At 67.6% G+C, this 17,579-nt stretch carries 20 protein-coding genes and 1 riboswitch; of the genes, 9 read left to right on the forward strand and 11 right to left on the reverse strand.

Annotation, left to right across the window (positions count from 1 at the left end; translation table 11 throughout):
- Positions 1-422 precede the first annotated feature (422 nt).
- The gene (locus ACNQPB_RS00180) at positions 423-2,147 is read left to right on the forward strand and encodes a DEAD/DEAH box helicase (RefSeq protein ID WP_498748078.1); all 1,725 of its coding nucleotides are present in this window, start codon (positions 423-425) and stop codon (positions 2,145-2,147) included.
- Positions 2,148-2,284: 137 nt separating this feature from the next.
- Here ACNQPB_RS00180 and ACNQPB_RS00185 read toward each other — a convergent pair whose 3' ends face one another.
- From ACNQPB_RS00185 to ACNQPB_RS00200, 4 genes are all read right to left on the reverse strand, one after another.
- On the reverse strand, positions 2,285-2,935 hold the full coding sequence (locus ACNQPB_RS00185; RefSeq protein WP_498748080.1) for an MBL fold metallo-hydrolase: 651 nt from the start codon (positions 2,933-2,935) through the stop codon (positions 2,285-2,287).
- A gap of 19 nt (positions 2,936-2,954) precedes the next feature.
- Positions 2,955-3,980: an aldo/keto reductase gene (locus ACNQPB_RS00190; protein ID WP_498748081.1), complete on the reverse strand. Its 1,026-nt coding sequence runs from the start codon at positions 3,978-3,980 to the stop codon at positions 2,955-2,957.
- 203 nt (positions 3,981-4,183) lie between these two features.
- Positions 4,184-4,567 (reverse strand): DMT family transporter, encoded by a 384-nt coding sequence (locus tag ACNQPB_RS00195; RefSeq protein ID WP_498748083.1) that lies wholly within the window; start codon positions 4,565-4,567, stop codon positions 4,184-4,186.
- 2 nt (positions 4,568-4,569) lie between these two features.
- Complete coding sequence (locus tag ACNQPB_RS00200; protein ID WP_498748085.1) at positions 4,570-4,884, reverse strand: DMT family transporter; 315 nt, start codon at positions 4,882-4,884, stop codon at positions 4,570-4,572.
- Positions 4,885-4,895: 11 nt separating this feature from the next.
- Positions 4,896-4,961: riboswitch (guanidine-III (ykkC-III) riboswitch) on the reverse strand.
- Positions 4,962-5,018: 57 nt separating this feature from the next.
- Here ACNQPB_RS00200 and ACNQPB_RS00205 point away from each other — a divergent pair.
- On the forward strand, positions 5,019-5,780 hold the full coding sequence (locus ACNQPB_RS00205; RefSeq protein WP_498748086.1) for a formylglycine-generating enzyme family protein: 762 nt from the start codon (positions 5,019-5,021) through the stop codon (positions 5,778-5,780).
- 52 nt (positions 5,781-5,832) lie between these two features.
- On the opposite strand, the gene ACNQPB_RS00210 is transcribed toward ACNQPB_RS00205, so the two are convergent.
- Positions 5,833-6,441, reverse strand: a complete 609-nt coding sequence (locus tag ACNQPB_RS00210) for a HutD/Ves family protein (RefSeq protein ID WP_498748088.1) — start codon at positions 6,439-6,441, stop codon at positions 5,833-5,835.
- A gap of 100 nt (positions 6,442-6,541) precedes the next feature.
- Between ACNQPB_RS00210 and ACNQPB_RS00215 the strand changes: the two genes are divergently transcribed.
- The 3 genes from ACNQPB_RS00215 (at position 6,542) to ACNQPB_RS00225 (ending at position 7,986) form a co-directional block, all read left to right on the forward strand.
- A complete protein-coding gene (locus ACNQPB_RS00215; RefSeq protein WP_498748090.1) occupies positions 6,542-7,144 on the forward strand; it encodes a phosphoribosylanthranilate isomerase in 603 nt (200 codons plus the stop codon).
- 69 nt (positions 7,145-7,213) lie between these two features.
- The gene (locus ACNQPB_RS00220; protein WP_498748092.1) at positions 7,214-7,615 is read left to right on the forward strand and encodes a YccF domain-containing protein; all 402 of its coding nucleotides are present in this window, start codon (positions 7,214-7,216) and stop codon (positions 7,613-7,615) included.
- Between the two features lie 11 nt (positions 7,616-7,626).
- Positions 7,627-7,986, forward strand: coding sequence for a DUF1801 domain-containing protein (locus ACNQPB_RS00225; protein WP_498748094.1), 360 nt, complete (start codon positions 7,627-7,629; stop codon positions 7,984-7,986).
- Here ACNQPB_RS00225 and ACNQPB_RS00230 read toward each other — a convergent pair.
- The 4 genes from ACNQPB_RS00230 to ACNQPB_RS00245 form a co-directional block, all read right to left on the reverse strand.
- Entirely contained in the window at positions 7,983-8,747 is a 765-nt protein-coding gene (locus tag ACNQPB_RS00230) for a 2-phosphosulfolactate phosphatase (RefSeq protein ID WP_498748096.1), read from the reverse strand. The two genes, ACNQPB_RS00225 and ACNQPB_RS00230, sit on opposite strands and share 4 nt — an antisense overlap.
- Positions 8,744-9,613, reverse strand: coding sequence for a DUF4031 domain-containing protein (locus tag ACNQPB_RS00235; RefSeq protein ID WP_498748098.1), 870 nt, complete (start codon positions 9,611-9,613; stop codon positions 8,744-8,746). The genes ACNQPB_RS00230 and ACNQPB_RS00235 overlap by 4 nt, the downstream gene beginning before the upstream one ends.
- Positions 9,614-9,655: 42 nt before the next feature.
- Positions 9,656-10,126 (reverse strand): SRPBCC family protein, encoded by a 471-nt coding sequence (locus tag ACNQPB_RS00240; protein ID WP_498748099.1) that lies wholly within the window; start codon positions 10,124-10,126, stop codon positions 9,656-9,658.
- Between the two features lie 91 nt (positions 10,127-10,217).
- A complete protein-coding gene (locus ACNQPB_RS00245; RefSeq protein WP_498748101.1) occupies positions 10,218-10,556 on the reverse strand; it encodes a YciI family protein in 339 nt (112 codons plus the stop codon).
- 269 nt (positions 10,557-10,825) lie between these two features.
- On the opposite strand from ACNQPB_RS00245, the gene clpB reads away from it, so the two are divergent.
- Positions 10,826-13,492, forward strand: a complete 2,667-nt coding sequence (gene clpB, locus ACNQPB_RS00250; protein ID WP_498748103.1) for an ATP-dependent chaperone ClpB — start codon at positions 10,826-10,828, stop codon at positions 13,490-13,492.
- A 2-nt stretch (positions 13,493-13,494) separates the two neighbouring features.
- Here the strand turns inward: clpB and ACNQPB_RS00255 are convergent, their stop codons facing one another.
- On the reverse strand, positions 13,495-14,133 hold the full coding sequence (locus ACNQPB_RS00255) for a septum formation family protein (RefSeq protein ID WP_498748104.1): 639 nt from the start codon (positions 14,131-14,133) through the stop codon (positions 13,495-13,497).
- 205 nt (positions 14,134-14,338) lie between these two features.
- Here ACNQPB_RS00255 and ACNQPB_RS00260 point away from each other — a divergent pair, with 205 nt between their 5' ends.
- Positions 14,339-14,566, forward strand: coding sequence for a DUF3073 domain-containing protein (locus tag ACNQPB_RS00260; protein ID WP_498749046.1), 228 nt, complete (start codon positions 14,339-14,341; stop codon positions 14,564-14,566).
- A 168-nt stretch (positions 14,567-14,734) separates the two neighbouring features.
- Here ACNQPB_RS00260 and ACNQPB_RS00265 read toward each other — a convergent pair whose 3' ends face one another.
- Entirely contained in the window at positions 14,735-15,199 is a 465-nt protein-coding gene (locus ACNQPB_RS00265; protein WP_498748106.1) for a MarR family winged helix-turn-helix transcriptional regulator, read from the reverse strand.
- 239 nt (positions 15,200-15,438) lie between these two features.
- On the opposite strand from ACNQPB_RS00265, the gene ACNQPB_RS00270 reads away from it, so the two are divergent.
- Both ACNQPB_RS00270 and ACNQPB_RS00275 read left to right on the forward strand, forming a co-directional pair.
- Positions 15,439-16,047, forward strand: coding sequence for a hypothetical protein (locus ACNQPB_RS00270; protein ID WP_498748108.1), 609 nt, complete (start codon positions 15,439-15,441; stop codon positions 16,045-16,047).
- A gap of 47 nt (positions 16,048-16,094) precedes the next feature.
- Positions 16,095-17,573: a LamG-like jellyroll fold domain-containing protein gene (locus ACNQPB_RS00275; protein WP_498748109.1), complete on the forward strand. Its 1,479-nt coding sequence runs from the start codon at positions 16,095-16,097 to the stop codon at positions 17,571-17,573.
- The last annotated feature ends 6 nt before the right edge of the window (positions 17,574-17,579 follow it).

Raw genomic sequence — 17,579 nt, forward strand, 5'->3', positions numbered from 1 at the left:
TGGAATTCCCGCGGTCCGGGAGTGAGCCTGGCAGCCGGAATCGGATGGCCCTCCATTTAGACGGTTCCCGCACCACTAGACGATGGCCACCATCTAGCGGTGAAGGAACCGTCTAATCGGGGCAGCAGGCTCGCCAAGCCAGCGCAGGCGGGAAGCCGTCAGCAGGGCGCTCCCGAAGGGCCGTGGAAATCCCCCGGTCCGGCCCCTGTTAGACTGGAGGAACTTGATGTGCAGTGAAGGGCCCGCATATTGCGGGCCTTGTTCATGTGAGAGGCATATCCTGCGTCGATGAACGCGTTCGGTCCCGGCCCCGGCTTTCCGCCCGGCGGTTGACCACTGACTTTTCCTCGGCGAACCCCTGGCCCAACCGGCGTCGGGGGCCGATGCCCGCAAGGGCGCCGCCAGAAAGACCCCACGAACACATGACTACTTTTGCTGCCCTTGGCACGCCCAAAGCCATCGCTGAATCCCTCGCGGCCGACGGCATCGAAGAAGCCTTCCCCATCCAGGTCAAGACCCTCCCGGACACCCTCGCAGGCCGCGACGTGCTGGGCCGCGGCCGCACCGGCTCGGGTAAGACCATCGCCTTCGCCATCCCGCTGGTGGCCCGCCTGGCCGAACGCGAGGCCGCCTACTTCCGCAAGCCCGGACGCCCCATGGGCCTGGTCCTGGCGCCCACCCGCGAACTGGCCACCCAGATCAACGCCACGGTGGAGCCGCTGGCCAAGGCCATGGGCCTGAACACCACGGTCATCTACGGCGGCGTCTCCCAGGCCCGTCAGGAGAAGGCACTCGGCGCCGGCGTGGATATCGTCATCGCCTGCCCGGGCCGCCTGGAAGACCTCATCCGCCAGCGCATCGTGACCCTCGACGCCGTCGAGGTCACCGTGCTGGACGAGGCCGACCACATGGCAGACCTCGGCTTCCTCCCGGTGGTCCGCAAGCTCATGGACATGACCCCGTCCCAGGGCCAGCGGCTGCTGTTCTCGGCAACCCTGGACAACGGTGTGGACAAGCTGGTCCACCGTTTCCTGTCCAAGCCGCTGACCCACTCCGTGGATGACCCGCAGGCCGCCGTGACCACCATGGAGCACCACGTCCTGGTGGCCAACGACCAGACTGTTAAGAAGCAGCTGATTGTCGAACTGGCGTCCGGCACCGGGCGCCGCGTGCTCTTCATGCGCACCAAGCACCACGCCCGCAAGCTGGCCAAGCAGCTCACCGACGTCGGCATCCCTGCTGTGGACCTGCACGGCAACCTTTCGCAGAACGCCCGCGACCGCAACCTCGCCGAGTTCTCCTCGGGTGAGGTCCGCGTCCTGGTGGCCACCGACGTCGCGGCCCGCGGCGTGCACGTCGACGACGTCGAACTCGTCATCCACGTGGACCCGCCCACCGAGCACAAGGCTTACCTGCACCGCTCCGGCCGTACGGCCCGCGCCGGTTCCGAAGGCACCGTGGTCACGCTGACGCTTCCCGAGCAGCAGCAGGACGTCAAGAAGCTCATGAAGGCAGCCGGCGTCGAGGTCTCCTTCGAACGCGTCACCGCCAACTCGCCGCTCGTGGCCGAACTGGTGGGCGACATCGCCGAGAAGGTTGATCCGCGCACCCGTGCGGCACTGCTGGCAGCCAAGGCCCAGCCGCAGGGCGGGGGCAGCTCCACCGGTGCCAACGCGCAGCGCAAGCGGGCCCGCCGCTCCGGCCAGGCCGCACCCACCGCGGGTGGCCGCGGCGGACGTGGCGGACGCGGCAAGGTTTCGGCCGAGCCCGTGCGCACGGACCTGAACCGTGCCGACCGCCGTTCCGCTGCGAACGAGGACGTCGCCCGCAACTCCCGCGGCCGCGGCAACGCCGCGTCCACCCACCGGAACGACGTTCCGGCAGCCCAGGGCCAGGGCGCGGGCAAGGGCGGCCGGGGCGGTCGCCCCGCCACCGGTCAGCGTGCGGCCGGTTCCCGTTCGGGCTCGACCCCGCGCTCGGAATCCGTGACTGCCACCCGCGGCGGCAGCAAGGCAGTCTGGTCCTCCAACACCGGCGGCACCTCGGGCGGTTCCTTCGGCTCGGCTTCGGGCAACTCCGGGCGCCCCGCCCGCAAGGGTCCGCGCCGGGCCTCGGCTCCGGCGTCGAACGAGCGCCGCGGCCGCTAGTCCCCACCGGCACCCTCGCCTCGCAAGCTCGGCCAGGGAACCCTGCCGGCGTGGGCCCACCAACGTTGTGAGGCCTGCTCTACGTCCAATGGCCACGCCAAAGGACGTAGAGCAGGCCTCGCAAGGTTCGGGACCGCCTACCAGCCGCGCTCGCGCCACTCCTGCAGCTGCGGCCGTTCGGCGCCGAGCGTGGTGGGCTTACCGTGGCCCGGGTGCACCACCGTGTCGTCCGGGTAGGCGCCGAACAGCCGCTCGGTCACATCGTCCAGCAGCGAGGTGAAACGCGCGGGGTCGTTCTGGGTGTTGCCCACGCCTCCCGGGAACAACGAGTCGCCGCTGAAGATGTGGGCCGGGCCGTCCGGGTCCTGGTACACGTAGGCGATCGAGCCGGGGGTGTGGCCGCGCAGGTGTACCGCCGTGATGTCGAAGCCCTCGAAGTTCCCCACATCGCCGTGCTCCAGCAGCACGTCCACGGGCACGGGCAGCGCCGCGGCGTCGTCCACCCCGGCCGCGGTCTTCGCGCCCGTGGCCGCCACCAGCTCCGGCAGCGCACGGACGTGGTCCCAGTGCTGGTGCGTGGTGGCGATCAGGGCGAGCTTCGGCGTGGCCGTGGTGTCCGCTGCCGATTCCGCCAGCATCGCCTGGATCGCCGGCAGCTCGTCCGCGGCGTCGATCAGGAGCTGCGCCCCGCTCGCCTTGGCCGTGAGCAGGTACACGTTGTTGTCCATCCCGCTGACCGAAATCCGCCGGATGGTGATGTCCCGCAGTGAGTGAATGAGTGAGTCCATCCACCCACTCTACGGAACGCTACTCGCGGCCCTGCGACACCCACCTTGGGTCGGCGGAACGGGTGCCGACGACGGCGGAGGCGGCGCCGTCGAGCACGTCCAGCTGGGCGGCACTCAGCTCGAGGGACAGCGAGCCGAGGTTCTCGTCCAGCCTTTCCGGGCGGCGGGTGCCAGGGATCGGGACCACCGGGAGGCCCAGGCGGCGGCCCTGCGCGAACAGCCAGGCGAGGGCCACCTGCGCGGGGGTTGCGTCCAGCCCCGTGCTTCCAGACAGCTCGGCGGCGACGGAGCGGACAGCGGCCACCACGGCCTGGTTGGCATCGATGGCGCCGTCGGCGAAGCGCGGGATCCGGTGCCGGAAGTCGCCTTCGCCGAGGTCGCTGGCGTTGACGGTCCCGGTGAGGAAGCCGCGGCCCAGCGGGGAGTAGGGGACAAAGCCAGTGCCGAGCTCCTTCGCGGCCGGGACCACGTTGCGCTCCACGTCCCGGCTCCAGATGGACCACTCGCTCTGCACCGCGGCGATCGGGTGCACGGCGCTGGCTTCCCGGAGTTCTTCGGCCGTCACCTCGGACAGGCCAAGGTGCCGCACCTTGCCCTCGCGGACAAGCTCTGCCATGGCCTCCACGGTTTCCACAATCGGAACGCGGAGGTCACGGCGGTGCATGTAGTAGAGGTCGATCGTGTCCGTGCTGAGGCGACGCAGGCTGGCCTCCGCGGCCTGCCTGACGTAGGCGGCATCGCCGCGGACCTCGCTGTAGCCGGTGCGGACGTTGCCCAGGATGCCGAACTTCGTGGCCAGCTGGACCTCGTCGCGGCGCTCCTTCAGCAGCTGCGCGATGAGTTCTTCGTTGCTGCCCTGGCCGTAGACATCCGCGGTGTCGATGAAGGTGATGCCGGCGTCGACGGCGTGGTGCAGGGTCTTGAGTGGTTGCGCGGGGTCGATGTCGCCGTAGACCCCGGTGAGGGCCATTCCGCCGAAGCCGAGGGGACTGACCGTGAGGCCGTCGCCGAGCTGGACGCTTGCAGGGGTGTTCTCGGGTGCCATGCGTTCTCCGTTTCGTCGGGGATTGCTGCGGGTGGGCCTTCCGTTGGCAAGAACCCGGCCCCGCGCCGAAGTATTCCGGGATTACGACGGCGGCCGCGCCCTTCCTTCCCGCTTGCTCCTTCCCCGGCCGGGCAACGTCGCCGGGGAACCGCGTGATTCCGGGGTTCCCCGATGGTGGCACCAAAAGGAACCGGGAGGGAACGTCAGGCGTCCCGCTTGTCGCGGGCACCTTCCCCGGCCGGTTCCTGGGCTGGTTCCCCGGACGGTAGGGCCTTCAAGCCGGCCGCGCAGCCCACGATTCCCGCGATGAAAAGTAGCTTCAGCGGGTTGGCTGGCTCGACGCCGGTGGCCATGGCCCAGGCAACCGTCAACGCAGCGCCGATTCCCACCCAGACGGCGTAGGCGGTACCAAGGGGAATCCGCTTCACGGCCAAACCCAGGCCGAGCATGCTCAGCGTTGCGGTCACGGCGAAAACCACGGAGGGCAGCAGCTGGCTGAAGCCCTCGGATAGACCCAGCGCCGTGGCCCACACGGCTTCAAGGACGGCGGAAGCCAGCAACACAAGCCAGGAAATCCGCTGCGACATGGTTACGCCACCACCTTCAGGCCGACCACGCACGCGCCGATCCCGGCCAGCAACGCCAGCCGGGCCGCCGTCGGGCGTTCAACCTTGGCGGCCATCGCGTAGGCGGCGGTGAGGACCACGCCCACGCCCACCCAGACGGCATAGGCCGTGCCGGTGGGGATGTCCTGCATGGCGAAGGCCAGGCCGCCGGTGCTGGCGATGACCGAGACGAGGAAAACCAGGGAAGGCACAGGGCGGCGGAAACCCTTGGAACGGTGCAAGGCTGCGGCCCAGACGGCTTCGAGCGCGCCGGAAAGTATGAGGACGATCCACGACATGACTTTTCCTTTTTGGCCAGTCTTGTCGCGTGCCGGGTACTGAACCGTCGTCCGGAGGCCCGGATTCAGGGCCTTGTTTCTAGGCTAGCAAAGCCCGGGCGGCAGGCTTTGCAGACGCTGGGTAGACTGCGGGGATGCCCGAATTGTTCGAGGTTCCCGCCGGCTCGGTGGAGTTGCGCGATGCGCGTTCTGCGTCCTCCCGCAAGGCTGAGCTGAATTCCTTCGCTCTCGCGAGGACGCAGGTCACGCAGTCGGAATGGTCGGCCGTGCTGGGGCTGGGGGCACGGTCCGCGCCGGAGATTCCGGCGCACGCCGTCACCTGGTTCGGTGCCGTCCGCTGGTGCAACGCAGCCTCCGCCATGGCGGGGTATACGCCCGCCTACCGGTTCGAGGGCAGGAACATCACGTGGGACGTCGGCGCCGATGGTTTCCGGCTGCCCACGGAAGCCGAATGGCAATGGGCCTGCACGGCGGGAACGGCCGCCCCCCGGTACGGAGCCTTGGCGGAGATCGCCTGGACGGCGGCGGACGGCGTGGATGGCCCGCTGTCGGTCGCGCTCAAAGCGGCAAACGGCTTTGGCCTCTTCGACATGCTCGGCAACGTCTGGGAGTGGTGCTGGGACTACGCCGACACCGCCCGCTACGGCGATTACCGGAGCCTGCGGGGCGGCGGTTGGGCCGACCCCGAGTGGAGCTGCCGGGCAGCGGTCCGGCGGGGCAGCGCGCCGGATGCGGTCTTGGAGGACGTGGGTTTCAGGGTGGCCCGCGGGGCTGTGGGCCAGGCGGGTGCGGAGGCTGCCCAAGGCTGGTCCGCAGCAGAAGACCGGAAACGGGCGGACATCCGCGGGCCGCTTCCCGTCGGTTGGACGCCGCACCGGGAGCTCCTGGAAAGGTGACGGCTGAAAAGGTGACGGCTGAAAAGGTGACGGCGCTGCCGTCACCCCTGGGCTAAGCCGTAACGCGGTCGATCGACACCACGGCCACGAAGCCGCGCCCCAGGAGTTCCGGGCTGCGGCGGTCCGAGCCGACCACGGCGTCGTAGCGGCCCAGCTCGACCGGCTCAGCGGCCGGAGTCCCGGAATCCTCATCCTCGGGGTCCATTCCATCAACCACGGATGCCTTGCCCTCGAGCAGGACGGCCAGCTGGCCTTCGAACACCGGGTGGGCGCGCTTCTTGGACAGCTCGATGATGGAGGTGTAGCCCTTGAACGCCCCCGCGCGGGCGATCACGTTGAGGTCCCGGATGTCGCCGGTAGGCAGGGCGGAGCCGGAGTCGGCCTCGCCGGAGAACCGAAACGGCCGGTACTTTTCCAGCGGGTGTTCCTCACCGTCCACGGTCAGGAGAAGCAGTTCACCGTCGATTACCGTGATGACCCGTTCCATGCCCGGAAACTTCGAGAACTCCCCGGCCGTCGAGACCTCGGCGATGCTAACGCGCCAGTCCCAGGCGTCGTCCTGAGCGGAGGCCGCCTTCGGATGGCTGGCGAGCTCGCGGGTCACCCCGCCGCCGTTGCGCCAGGGTTCGGGCCGGATGTCGGAAAAGCGGATGATCTCCATGGCACCACCCTACCTACGGTCACCATTCGGAACCGGGCGGCACGGCTTGCTACCGTCTTGAGGGAGAGATTTGTCCGGAATCATCGCTGGAGGCGCGGGAATGTTCGTCAAAGTGTGCGGTCTGAGCACGCCCGAATCCGTGCAGGCCGCCGTCGAGAGTGGCGCGGACGCCGTTGGTTTCGTGCTCACCAGAAGCCCCCGCGAGGTCTCGCCGGAGCAGGCCCGCGCGCTGCTGACCGGCGTGCCGGAGGGGATTACCGCCGTCGGCGTCTTCCGCCACGAAAGCGCCGCCGACGCCATCGCCGCCGCCCGTGCGGCCGGCCTGGAATGGGTCCAGCTGCACGGCAGCCGCACGCCGGAGGATGTCCGCACAGTGCACGACGCCGGAATGCGGCTCATCCGCGCCGTCACCCTGGGTGCCGCGGACGGCGAGTTCGCCGACTGGGGCGAGGAACTGCTGCTGGTGGACGCCGCCGTCCCCGGCTCGGGCGAAGCCTGGGACTACGCCTTGATGCGGGAAAAGGGCCTTGCCGGGCGGAAATGGCTGCTGGCCGGGGGACTTTCCCCGGAGAACGTGGCGTCCGCCGTCGACGCCGCCGGTGCGTGGGGCGTGGACGTTTCTTCGGGCGTCGAATCATCCCGCGGCGTGAAGGACCTGGCGAAGGTCCGCGCCTTCGTCAAGGCCGCCAAGCAGCCCAACTGACCGAATTCAGGGGCCGTTCAGGGCAAACCCCTACCCCCTCCGGGCCCTCCGCGCGGGAGAATGGTAGGCATGAAGACGCTCCTCAACATCATCTGGTTGGTTTTCGGCGGGTTCTGGCTGGCACTGGGCTATTTCGCCGCCGGCATCATCTGCTGCGTCCTGATCGTCACCATCCCGTGGGGGATCGCGTCCTTCCGGATCGCCGCCTACACCCTGTGGCCCTTCGGCCGGACTGTGGTGGACAAACCCGGCTCCGGCAACGTGTTCACGCTCCTGGGCAACGTGATCTGGCTGCTGGTGGCCGGGATCTGGATCGCGATCGGCCACGTGGTCACGGCCGTCGCCATGGCCGTCACAATCATCGGCATCCCGCTGGCCATCGCCAACCTCAAGCTCATCCCGGTGTCCCTCATGCCGCTCGGCAAGCAGATCGTGCCCAGCAACCGGCCGTTCGCGAGCAACTACCGCTAACGGCGGGCGCCATGGAAAACAGGAATCCGGACGTTGATGCCTGGCTGGACAAGTACGACAACCCGCAGCGGCAGCTCGTTTCGGACGTCCGTGCCTTCATCCTGTCCGTGGACCCGGGCATCAGCGAAGCCATCAAATGGCAGGCTCCGACCTTCATGTACAAGGGAAACATCGCGTCCTTTTTCCCGAAGGCAAAGAAGAACGTCACGTTGATGTTCCACCAGGGCGCAGCGATCGAGGACAGCTCCGGGTTGCTAGAGGGCGACGGCGACGTGTCGCGCGTTGCCCGCTTCCTGGACGCCGCGGATTTCGAGGCCAAGAAGCCTGCCCTCGAGTCAGTCATCCGGAACTGGATCGGCAGCAAGGCCTAAACCCGCCTGAACGCCCCGTCCCGGAACACGGCCACCGCGGAGGCGGCGTCCAGCCCGGCGGCGATCTCGACGTCGTCCGGGTAGCCCATCCCGATCAGTTCCCGCCCGCTGGAGCAGCCCCGCAGCTGCTCCGGAAGGGCGGGTTCGGCCGCGTCAAAGGCGGCTGCCGCTGTCAGGGCCTCGGGGGAGAAAGCCTCCGGGGTGAAGACTTCGCGCCCGGCCGCAACCAGCCCGGCCAGGAACGCACCGGCACCCCACAGGTCCTCGACGGCCGGCCGGAGCCCGCCGTCGGGCCATTTCTCGCCGGCCGCAACCACGGCGATCACCGCATCTTCCGGGAGGGTGGCCAGCACCCAGTCGGCGGTGGCGGCGGCGTTGCGCAGGCACACGGCCGCCAGCAGCGGCACCTCGGCGGCCAGTTCATGGCAGATGGCCGAGCCGTTGGGGGAGGGCAGCACCACCCGCTCCAGCCCAGGGGTATCGCGCAGGCTCGACGGCGACAGGCTCAGTCCGCCCCCGTTCCGCGGTCCCGCCAGGGTGGCGTGGTGGTGCACGGCGAAGTCCTCGGCGCCGGTGTCCTTCCAGCGGTACGGGTAGACCTGGACGCCGCGCTCGACGGCGACGCTAACGCAGGTGCTGAACGACAGCACGTCCACCACCACGGCGAGGTCCGCCCCGGCAGTGATGGTGCGGGCGCCGTCCAGCCCCCATTCGAACCTGATCCGGTACGGCTGTTGCCGGTGCACGGCCCCGGCGGTCACTGCAGCTCCGCCTGCAGGTTGCGGTGGGCGGCGTCCAGCCAGAGCGTTTTGGCGCGGCTGCTGTGGAAGAGCGGGTCCAGTGCCAGAAGGCTGCGTACGACGGCGGCCCGCCCGGCGGCGAAGTCGGCGTCGCTGACGTGCGCATAGTCTTCCCGGACATCAGCCAGGTAGCGGGCGTACGCCGGCGGTTCGGCACCCAGCACGGAGAGGTCTGCGTCGCAGAGCAAGGCACCGGCATAGTCTCCGGGCGCGGGGTCATGCGTTGCGGTGAGCCTGACCAGACGGGCGACCTCGGCGACGTCTCCGGCGGGCAGGCCGGCCTCGGTGAGGCGCTTCTCGGCGAGGACGGCGGATTCTTCCTCGTCCTGGCCTGCGAGACCTTCGTAGACGGCGTCGTGGAACCATGCCGCCAGGGCCACCGTGCGGGCGGGCAGGGCCGGTTCGGTCAACGTGTCCAGGGCCTCCAGGACGGCCAGCAGGTGGGTGCGGCTGTGGTACTTGCGGTGGTCTTCGCCCCAGCGTTCCAGCAGTTCGAAACCGAGTTCCTCATGTCCCGGGAGGACCGAGTTCCAGCGCTCCAGCAGCGGGACGGAGAGTGCCTTGCTGCGCTGCCGGGCCGGGATCCGCAGGCCGCTGGCAATCAGCTTGCGCACCAGCACTCGGGCTTCCACGGCAATCGCCCCGGCGGCCACGAGGTCCGCGTAGCGGCGTTCCGGAACGTCGTAATGGTCTCCGTCGAAGGCCCGCTCGGGAACCCCGGCCGCGGCGGCGAAGGCGTGCAGCTCCTCAAGGGAAGTGTCCGACACCAGATGGGAGAACACGGTCCCGTGTGCGGGCCACAGGGGCGGGTCGACGTAGACGGCCATGGCCAAAGTGTAGCCCCGCCGGAGGACCCGGCAAGGGGCGCCTCAGCCAGCGCGCTTGGCTGCCTCAACCCCCAGCGACGCCAGGCCCTTTTCGAAGTCCTTGCCCACCATTTTGTCCATGTTCATGAATAGGGCGAAGACCTTGGAGAGGAGGGTCTTGTTCTCGCCGGTCATCGCCCAGGTGACGCGGGTGGCACCACCCTCGGGGACGAAGGTGAAGAGGGTGGGGTTGACGGCTTTGAAGGGCTTGGTGAACTCCAGGCGGAGCTGGACCCGGGAAGGTTCGTCCGAACCGACGATCTCCATGTTGCCCGCGCCTACCCTGCCGCTGCCGCTCCACGCGTACTTGGCGCCGACGCCCGATTCGGGGCCGGAGTAGCTGCGCCTGAGGTTCGGGTCGATGCCTTCCCACGGAGACCACTTGGTCCATTCGTGGAAGTCGTTGACCAGGGGGAAGATCGCGGACGCGGGGACCGGGATGAGGGCGGACCGGGAAACGGTGTAGGTAGCCATGGCCACATGTTACGGCGCTTGATCGGAATTGGGTCCGGTCCATGCGCTGCGTTTCCGGATGCAGCACACGGGCCGGACCCTCGGTTTGAAGCTACATCCCAGGAATGTCGAGTGCCGGGTAGATCTGGATGGTCGCACTCTCCATGCTCATGAAATGGGGGTGGTCCTTCACCAGTTCCACTGCGGCGTCGAGGTCATCGGCCTGGAGAATGCTGTAGCCGCCGACGCCGGTGGTGGTGTCCGAGGTGCCCGAGCTGGAAACCTCCTTGCCTGTCCCCAGCGGAGTGCCGAAGTCAACCAAGGCGTCGCCGGTCTTGGCGGCCCAGTCGGTCCAGGCCTTCATGCCGGCTTCGGCTTGTTCAGGAGTGCTCTCCGCGATTTGCGATTCGGCCGACATTGAGCCGATGTAGAGGATTACGAACTTCGCCATGACAGGTCCTTTTTCTCCTCGCGCCGTCGGGGAAATCCCTCCGGTCACAGCTTGATCCTAGGACTTGCCTGAGCCTCCCGGCAGGGTGGCCAGTACTCTATTTTTGCCCGGGCGGAAGGGCCGTCGGGCAGATCGCTGGACAGCCGTTCCGCGGTGGGCAAGCATGGATCCAAGAAGGAGTAAAACAAAGTTGAGCGTGATAGACTCAAGTTTATAAAGGTCACTTGACTCAACTTTTGAGACCACAGCTTCCCGAAAGGAGCTCTTTTTTGGACGTCAAATTCACCACCAAGAGCCAGGAGGCTCTTTCCGCGGCAGCCATGAACGCCTCCACGGCGGGCAACCCGCAACTCGAGCCGGCCCACCTGCTCAAGGCGCTGATGGACCAGCGCGAGGGCGTCGCCGTCGCGCTCCTGCGCGCCACCGGCGCGGACCCGGACGCGGTGAGTGTCCAGGCGAGCTCCGCGATCAAGGCGCTGCCGTCGTCGTCGGGCAGCTCGGTGCAGCAGGCACAGCTCTCGCGTCCGTCGCTGCAAGCCATCAAGGCCGCCGAAAGCGAAGCCGGGAAGCTCGGAGACTCCTTTGTCTCCACCGAACACCTGCTGCTCGGCCTCTCCGCCGGGAATGACGCCGTTGGGAAATTGCTGCGCGACGCCGGAGCCTCCCATGAAGCGCTGCTCGCCGCCCTGCCGGGTGTCCGCGGCGACCGCAAGGTGAACTCGCCGGACCCGGAAAACACCTTCCAGGCGCTCGAAAAATACGGCACGGACCTGACCGCCGTCGCGCGTTCGGGCAAGCTGGACCCTGTGATCGGCCGCGATTCCGAAATCCGCCGGGTGGTCCAGGTGCTCTCCCGCCGCACCAAGAACAATCCGGTGCTGATCGGTGAGCCCGGCGTAGGCAAGACCGCCGTGGTGGAAGGCCTGGCGCAGCGCATCGTGGCGGGCGACGTCCCGGAGAGCCTGCGCGGCAAGACCCTCATCGCATTGGACCTCGCCTCCATGGTGGCCGGTGCCAAGTACCGCGGTGAATTCGAGGAACGCCTCAAGGCCGTGCTGGAAGAAATCAAGAACTCCGAAGGCCGGATCGTCACTTTCATCGACGAGATCCACACCGTTGTGGGCGCCGGCGCCACCGGCGAGAGCGCGATGGATGCGGGCAACATGCTCAAGCCCATGCTGGCCCGTGGCGAGCTGCGCCTGATCGGTGCCACCACCCTGGATGAGTACCGCGAGAACATCGAGAAGGACCCTGCCCTGGAGCGCCGTTTCCAGCAGGTCTACGTGGGTGAGCCGAGCGTGGATGACACCATCGGCATCCTGCGCGGGCTCAAGGAGCGCTACGAGGCGCACCACAAGGTGGCCATCGCGGACTCCGCGCTGGTGGCTGCCGCGACGCTCTCCAACCGCTACATCTCGGGCCGGCAGCTGCCGGACAAGGCCATCGACCTGGTGGATGAAGCCGCCTCCAGGCTGCGCATGGAGATCGACTCCGCGCCGGAGGAAATCGACCAGCTGCGCCGCTCCGTCGACCGGCTCACCATGGAAGAGCTCGCCCTCCAGGGCGAAACCGACGCCGCCTCCGTGGAGCGCCTTGCCGCGCTCCGGGCGGACATGGCGGACAAGAAGGAAGCCCTGGCCGCGCTCAACGCCCGCTGGGAAGCGGAGAAGGCCGGGCTGAACCGGGTGGGTGACCTCAAAGCGAAGATTGATGAACTGCGTTCCGCCGCGGAAAAGTACCAGCGCGAAGGCGACCTCGAATCGGCGTCGCGCATCCTCTACGGAGAGTTGCCCGCACTCGAACGCGAGCTGAGCGCGGCTGCCGAGGAGGAGTCCGCCCGAGTGGCCGGCGGGGGAGCGAAGCCGGACCTCATGGTCGCCGAGGAAGTCACCGCGGACGACATCGCCGAGGTCATTTCCGCCTGGACCGGCATTCCCGCCGGACGCATGCTCCAGGGCGAATCCCAGAAGCTGCTGCACATGGAGGAAGAGCTCGGCAAGCGGCTGATCGGCCAGCACAAGGCCGTCACCGCGGTCTCCGACGCCGTCCGCCGGGCACGCGCGGGGATCTCCGATCCCAACCGGCCCACGGGCTCCTTCCTGTTCCTCGGCCCCACCGGCGTCGGCAAGACCGAGCTGGCCAAGGCTCTGGCGGACTTCCTCTTCGACGATGAACGCGCCATGGTCCGGATCGACATGTCCGAATACGGCGAGAAGCACTCGGTGGCCCGCCTGGTCGGCGCCCCTCCGGGCTACGTCGGTTACGAGGAGGGCGGCCAGCTCACCGAGGCCGTGCGACGCCGGCCCTACTCCGTGGTGCTGCTGGACGAGGTGGAGAAGGCCCACCCCGAGGTCTTCGACATCCTCCTGCAGGTGCTCGACGACGGCCGCCTCACCGACGGCCAGGGCCGCACCGTCGATTTCCGGAACACCATCCTGGTGCTGACGTCCAACTCCGGCAGCCAGTTCCTGGTGGACCCGGCCCTGGATGCCGCTGCCAAGCAGGAGGCCGTGATGTCCGTGGTGCGGGCGTCCTTCAAGCCGGAATTCCTGAACCGCTTGGACGAGATCGTGCTGTTCGATCCGCTGAGCCTGGATGAACTGGCGGACATCGTGGAGTTGCACGTGGACGAACTCGCCAAGCGCCTGCGCGGCCGCCGGCTCACCCTGGAGGTCAGCGACGGCGCCAGGGCCTGGCTGGCGATGAGCGGCTTCGATCCGGCCTACGGTGCGCGGCCGCTGCGCCGGCTCGTGCAGCGCGAAATCGGCGACCGGCTCGCCAAGGAGATCCTGGGCGGTGCGATTGCTGATGGTGACACCGTACTGGTGGACACCGCGGCCGACGTCGACGAACTCACCATCGAGGGACTCGAGGCGCTTGCCGGGCCCGACGGCGGCGCTCCCGCCGGCAGCGGCCTGGTGGTCCGCCGGAAGTAACCCTACTTCTGGAGGACGCTTTCCTTCAGGGTGTTGCCCGAGTCCACCACGATGAAGCAGTCCACGCGGCGGTCACCACTGTCCCAGCTGGTGGAGCTCGGGTAGACATTCTGCTGGAGCAGTACGTATTTCCGGGAAGCCTCGTTCAGCATCACGGTGCGGCAGACTTCGCGGCCTTTGTCCCTAAGCGCGTTGCTTCCCGGGAAGCTGTCGTCCGCCTTGTAGCTGAACACGGCGCCGAGCTGGGCGGAGTGCGGCGTGGTGCATTCGACGGCGTGGCCCTTGCTCGCATTGGAATCGAAGTCGGAAAAGCAGTCGCCCACCCGGTAGTCCCTGGATTCGATGTCCGCGGGCAGGGGGCCGCGGCTGGATGACGCTGTGGCGCCGGGGGAGCCGCCCGGTTCGGGACGGTTGCCGAGGACCGAAACCAGGGTCCAAATCACGGCGATGATCAGCAGCAACACGAACAGTACTACGCCGCCGATGATCAGGCGCTGCCGCGTGGCAAGGTCCATCCGGGCGCGCGACGGAGCAGGCCGGGCGGGGGGTACCGCGTCGCCGCGACCTTCCTCCATGTTGTCCGGGGAGGGGTTTTCCTGGCCCATGTCCGAATCCGTGCCTTTCGTGCGTGTGAAGCTCACCTTGGGAGACTCTACCCAAGTTTTGCCTGCCCCCGCCTGCTGTTGTTCATGCGGGGCCGCCGGGGTGCCAAGGGCAGGCCCGGTGGCACGCAGTCGCTGCCGAAAGCATGTAATCTAGACATACGACAAATTGACCAAACATTCCGGGGCCTCACCGATCGCCAAGGTGACCACCTCCGGTCCAAGTACAAAAGGGGGTCACGCCATGGGGCGCGGCCGTCAAAAGGCAAAAGCTACCAAGCAGGCTCGGGACATCAAGTACTACTCCCCGAACACTGACTATTCGGCCCTTCAGCGCGAGCTGACGGGGCCATCAAGTCGTGCGGCGAGCCACTTCGATGACGATCCCACGGAGCCGGATTACTCGGCCTATGCGGACAAGTACGCACAGGATGACGAAGACGACGAGGTAGACTCGCGCCGCATCGGCTAGCGGGCGCATGCGGTGCCGCCCGGCACCGGTGACGCCACCGCCGTCGTACTTTCACCTCCCGGACTTCCGCATACCCGGAACGAACCGGGAAGCACAGTTCTTCACCCGCAGGGTGCGCCCATCGGCGCACCCTGCGGGTGTTTTGCGTGCCTGGGCCGCCGTTCGGGCTCAGCTGGCGGACTTGCCTGCTCCCCGGGGAGTCGATGCGTCGAGCGATGCCGACAGGGCTTCGATGAACTCCGTCTGAGCGGCAAGGTCACTGTGCGGGCTGGCGTTGAAAGCGGCGATGACGGCGTCCAGGTACAGCCTGTTGACCCATCGCATCGCTTGCCGCCCGCCCGGGGTGAGTGCCAGCCGGAGGCTGCGGCGGTCGGTGGGGTGCGGCTGCCGCAACAGCAGGCCCGCCCGCTCAAGCCGGTCGATCATGGTGGTCATTGAACCGGTGGTGAAATCCATCAGTTCGGAAAGCTTCTTGGGGGTGAGGCCTTCCTGGTCGGCGGCATGGGAGAGGGCGTTCAGTTCCGCCATGCTGATGCCGAGTTCCTTTGCGATGCCCGCCCTCAAGTTGCCGCTCGTGAGCTGGAGCTGCCGCAGCAACAGGACGAACGGCACGTAATCAGCTGAGCTGGCCATGGCCGGTCTCCCTAAATATCTTGATGAGAAAGTTACTTCAGTATACGGGTAAGTCGTAGAACTGTCCCGAATTTTTTACCGGTTACAAGCCGGACGACCCGTTTTTGCTTGATGAAAATGTAGCTTGATAAAAATACTGCTTGACGATCAAGTGAAAATTGCTAAGCTGGACCCTGAACCCGCAACAGCGCGTTCACCCGATTTGGTCTCAATCGGCCCCCAGTTTTCCAGGAGTCACCATGCGTCCCTCAGTTCACGCAGCAGTCATCGCAAAATGGGCTGCCGTTCCTGCCGCACTGGTCGTGAGCGGCTTGCTCGTGTCCCAAGCTTCCTACTCCGCGTTCAGCGCAACCACCAACAACGCCGGCAACAGCTGGGCTTCCGGCAGCCTGGCGCTGACCAACGACGCAGCCGGGACGGCGCTGTTCTCGGCTTCCAACATCAAGCCGGGGGATGCGGGGAGCAAGTGCATCACCGTCTCCACCACGGCCACGGTGGCCAGCACCCTCAAGCTGTACGCCTCCAGCTACAGCAAGGGCACCAAGAACCTCGGTGACCGCATCAACGTCACCGTCACCAGCGGCAGCTTCCCGGGCGCGGCCCCGGCCAACGGCGCCTGCACCGGATTCACCGCCGGCTCCGTTGCCGTCGCCACTACCTCGCTGACGTCCTTCGCAGCCGCTTCGACCAGCTACGCAACCGGTGCTGATTCCTACGCGCTGCCCGCCGGCGGTTCCCGTACCTACAAGATCGACTGGACCTTCGCCACTGCAGGTTCTCCGGCCGCGGACAACCCGTACCAGGGTGACACCGCCTCCATCGGATTCACCTGGGAGTCCCAGAGCTAATCCCTCCGTGCTTGCCACCACCCGCCCCACCCTGTAGGAGCCCCCGAATGTTGCCGACAGAACAAGCAGCCGCAGCGGATGCTACTGCGCCTGCCGGCAGCACGGGGGATCCGAAAGGGCACTCCATTTCCCAGCAGTGGCTGCGCGTTCTGGGCGCCGCGCTGGGGCGGGTGGTGGTGATTGTCGCAGTCATGATGATGGGGTGGGCGTCCGTGCCCGCCATCCTCGGCTGGCAGCCCACCACCGTGGTGAGCGGCTCCATGGAACCCGCCATCTCAGTGGGCGATGTAGTGGTCTCCCGGCCCATGGGGGCAGAGAGCCTCACTACCGGGCGTGTGGTCCTGGTGGATGACCCGGACCACGCGGGCCGGCTCCGCCTGCACCGCATCGCCGCGGTGAATCCGGACGGTTCCCTCGTCCTGCGCGGCGACGCCAACGCGGCCAATGACTCTTCGAAGGTGTGGCCCTCGGCCGTGCACGGCGTGGGTTACTTGAGAATCCCGGCGGTCGGACTGCCGATAGTCTGGCTGGGCAGAGGGCAATGGCCGCTGGTTTTCATCGGCGCTGTGCTGCTGGCCGGGGCCTTTGCCCTGACAAGGCTGGACAGGCACTTTGTCCGGCCCGGCCGGAAGGATGTGAAGTCCAGGGGCCGCCGTCGGACAGACTGGAAAGCCTGGCTCGTTCCGGCGCGGCGGACAAGCTGCGCGGTGCTGTTCGTTGCTGCAGCAGCCGGCCTCGCCGGCGTGACACTCACCACCGCGCCCCTGGCGCACGCGGCTTTCTCCGGCACGAGTCCCAACCAGGCGAACACCCTCTCCTCCAGGGCGTTCTTCAGCTGCACGGCTGCTGCCTTGGCCGACTCCCCGTCCCTTTTCTACGGCTTCAACGATTCCCCGAAGCCCGCCACCGCCGTCACCGACAGTTCCGGCAGCGGCAACGACGGCACGTTCCGCACGACGGCCGCCCTCAGCAACTCGGTTCCCTGTGCCGGAGACGCCGGCAGCAGCGGAGATCTTTCCGGTCTCCGGTACATCGCCACCAGCACCTCCAGCAGCGGTCCTGCCGTCTTCAGCTACGACATGTGGTTCAAGACCAGCTCCATCCTCGGCGGGAAGCTGGCCGGATTCCAGGACTCCAAGAACACGGCCACCGGCGTCAACGACCGCAACCTCTACATGCGGATCGATGGAAAGCTCGTCTTCGGCGTCGCTCCCGGCGGCACCATGCAGACCATCGTCTCGCCGTCGGCCTACAACGACGGCGCCTGGCACCACGCCGCCGTCACCCTCTCCTCCGTCGGAATGAACCTCTACGTCGACGGCGCCTCCGTGGCCTCCTCGGCCGCCGTCACCACCGCCCGGAGCGGCTACACCGGGTACTGGCGATTCGGCAACGGGGACCTCACCGGCTGGCCCGGCGCCGGCCTCACGGCTTTTGACGGCCAGCTGGACAACATCGCCGTCTATGACACAACCGCCCTCACGCCGGCGCAGGTGCTGGCGCACTACCAGGCCGCGGCCCCGTAAGCGATC

It is taken from the genome of Curtobacterium sp. LFS079 (assembly GCF_047977865.1).
Lineage (GTDB): Bacteria > Actinomycetota > Actinomycetes > Actinomycetales > Micrococcaceae > Arthrobacter.

Excerpts from the sequence above, each read along its gene's own strand:
- ACNQPB_RS00180 (WP_498748078.1), top strand. The coding sequence starts at position 423 with ATGACTACTTTTGCTGCCCTTGGCACGCCCAAAGCCATCGCTGAATCC.
- ACNQPB_RS00225 (WP_498748094.1), top strand. The coding sequence starts at position 7,627 with ATGGAAAACAGGAATCCGGACGTTGATGCCTGGCTGGACAAGTACGAC.
- ACNQPB_RS00215 (WP_498748090.1), top strand. The coding sequence starts at position 6,542 with ATGTTCGTCAAAGTGTGCGGTCTGAGCACGCCCGAATCCGTGCAGGCC.
- ACNQPB_RS00220 (WP_498748092.1), top strand. The coding sequence starts at position 7,214 with ATGAAGACGCTCCTCAACATCATCTGGTTGGTTTTCGGCGGGTTCTGG.
- ACNQPB_RS00185 (WP_498748080.1), bottom strand. The coding sequence starts at position 2,935 with ATGGACTCACTCATTCACTCACTGCGGGACATCACCATCCGGCGGATT.
- ACNQPB_RS00210 (WP_498748088.1), bottom strand. The coding sequence starts at position 6,441 with ATGGAGATCATCCGCTTTTCCGACATCCGGCCCGAACCCTGGCGCAAC.
- ACNQPB_RS00245 (WP_498748101.1), bottom strand. The coding sequence starts at position 10,556 with ATGGCGAAGTTCGTAATCCTCTACATCGGCTCAATGTCGGCCGAATCG.
- ACNQPB_RS00205 (WP_498748086.1), top strand. The coding sequence starts at position 5,019 with ATGCCCGAATTGTTCGAGGTTCCCGCCGGCTCGGTGGAGTTGCGCGAT.
- ACNQPB_RS00195 (WP_498748083.1), bottom strand. The coding sequence starts at position 4,567 with ATGTCGCAGCGGATTTCCTGGCTTGTGTTGCTGGCTTCCGCCGTCCTT.
- ACNQPB_RS00260 (WP_498749046.1), top strand. The coding sequence starts at position 14,339 with ATGGGGCGCGGCCGTCAAAAGGCAAAAGCTACCAAGCAGGCTCGGGAC.
- ACNQPB_RS00235 (WP_498748098.1), bottom strand. The coding sequence starts at position 9,613 with ATGGCCGTCTACGTCGACCCGCCCCTGTGGCCCGCACACGGGACCGTG.
- ACNQPB_RS00265 (WP_498748106.1), bottom strand. The coding sequence starts at position 15,199 with ATGGCCAGCTCAGCTGATTACGTGCCGTTCGTCCTGTTGCTGCGGCAG.
- ACNQPB_RS00200 (WP_498748085.1), bottom strand. The coding sequence starts at position 4,884 with ATGTCGTGGATCGTCCTCATACTTTCCGGCGCGCTCGAAGCCGTCTGG.
- ACNQPB_RS00240 (WP_498748099.1), bottom strand. The coding sequence starts at position 10,126 with ATGGCTACCTACACCGTTTCCCGGTCCGCCCTCATCCCGGTCCCCGCG.
- ACNQPB_RS00190 (WP_498748081.1), bottom strand. The coding sequence starts at position 3,980 with ATGGCACCCGAGAACACCCCTGCAAGCGTCCAGCTCGGCGACGGCCTC.
- ACNQPB_RS00275 (WP_498748109.1), top strand. The coding sequence starts at position 16,095 with ATGTTGCCGACAGAACAAGCAGCCGCAGCGGATGCTACTGCGCCTGCC.
- ACNQPB_RS00270 (WP_498748108.1), top strand. The coding sequence starts at position 15,439 with ATGCGTCCCTCAGTTCACGCAGCAGTCATCGCAAAATGGGCTGCCGTT.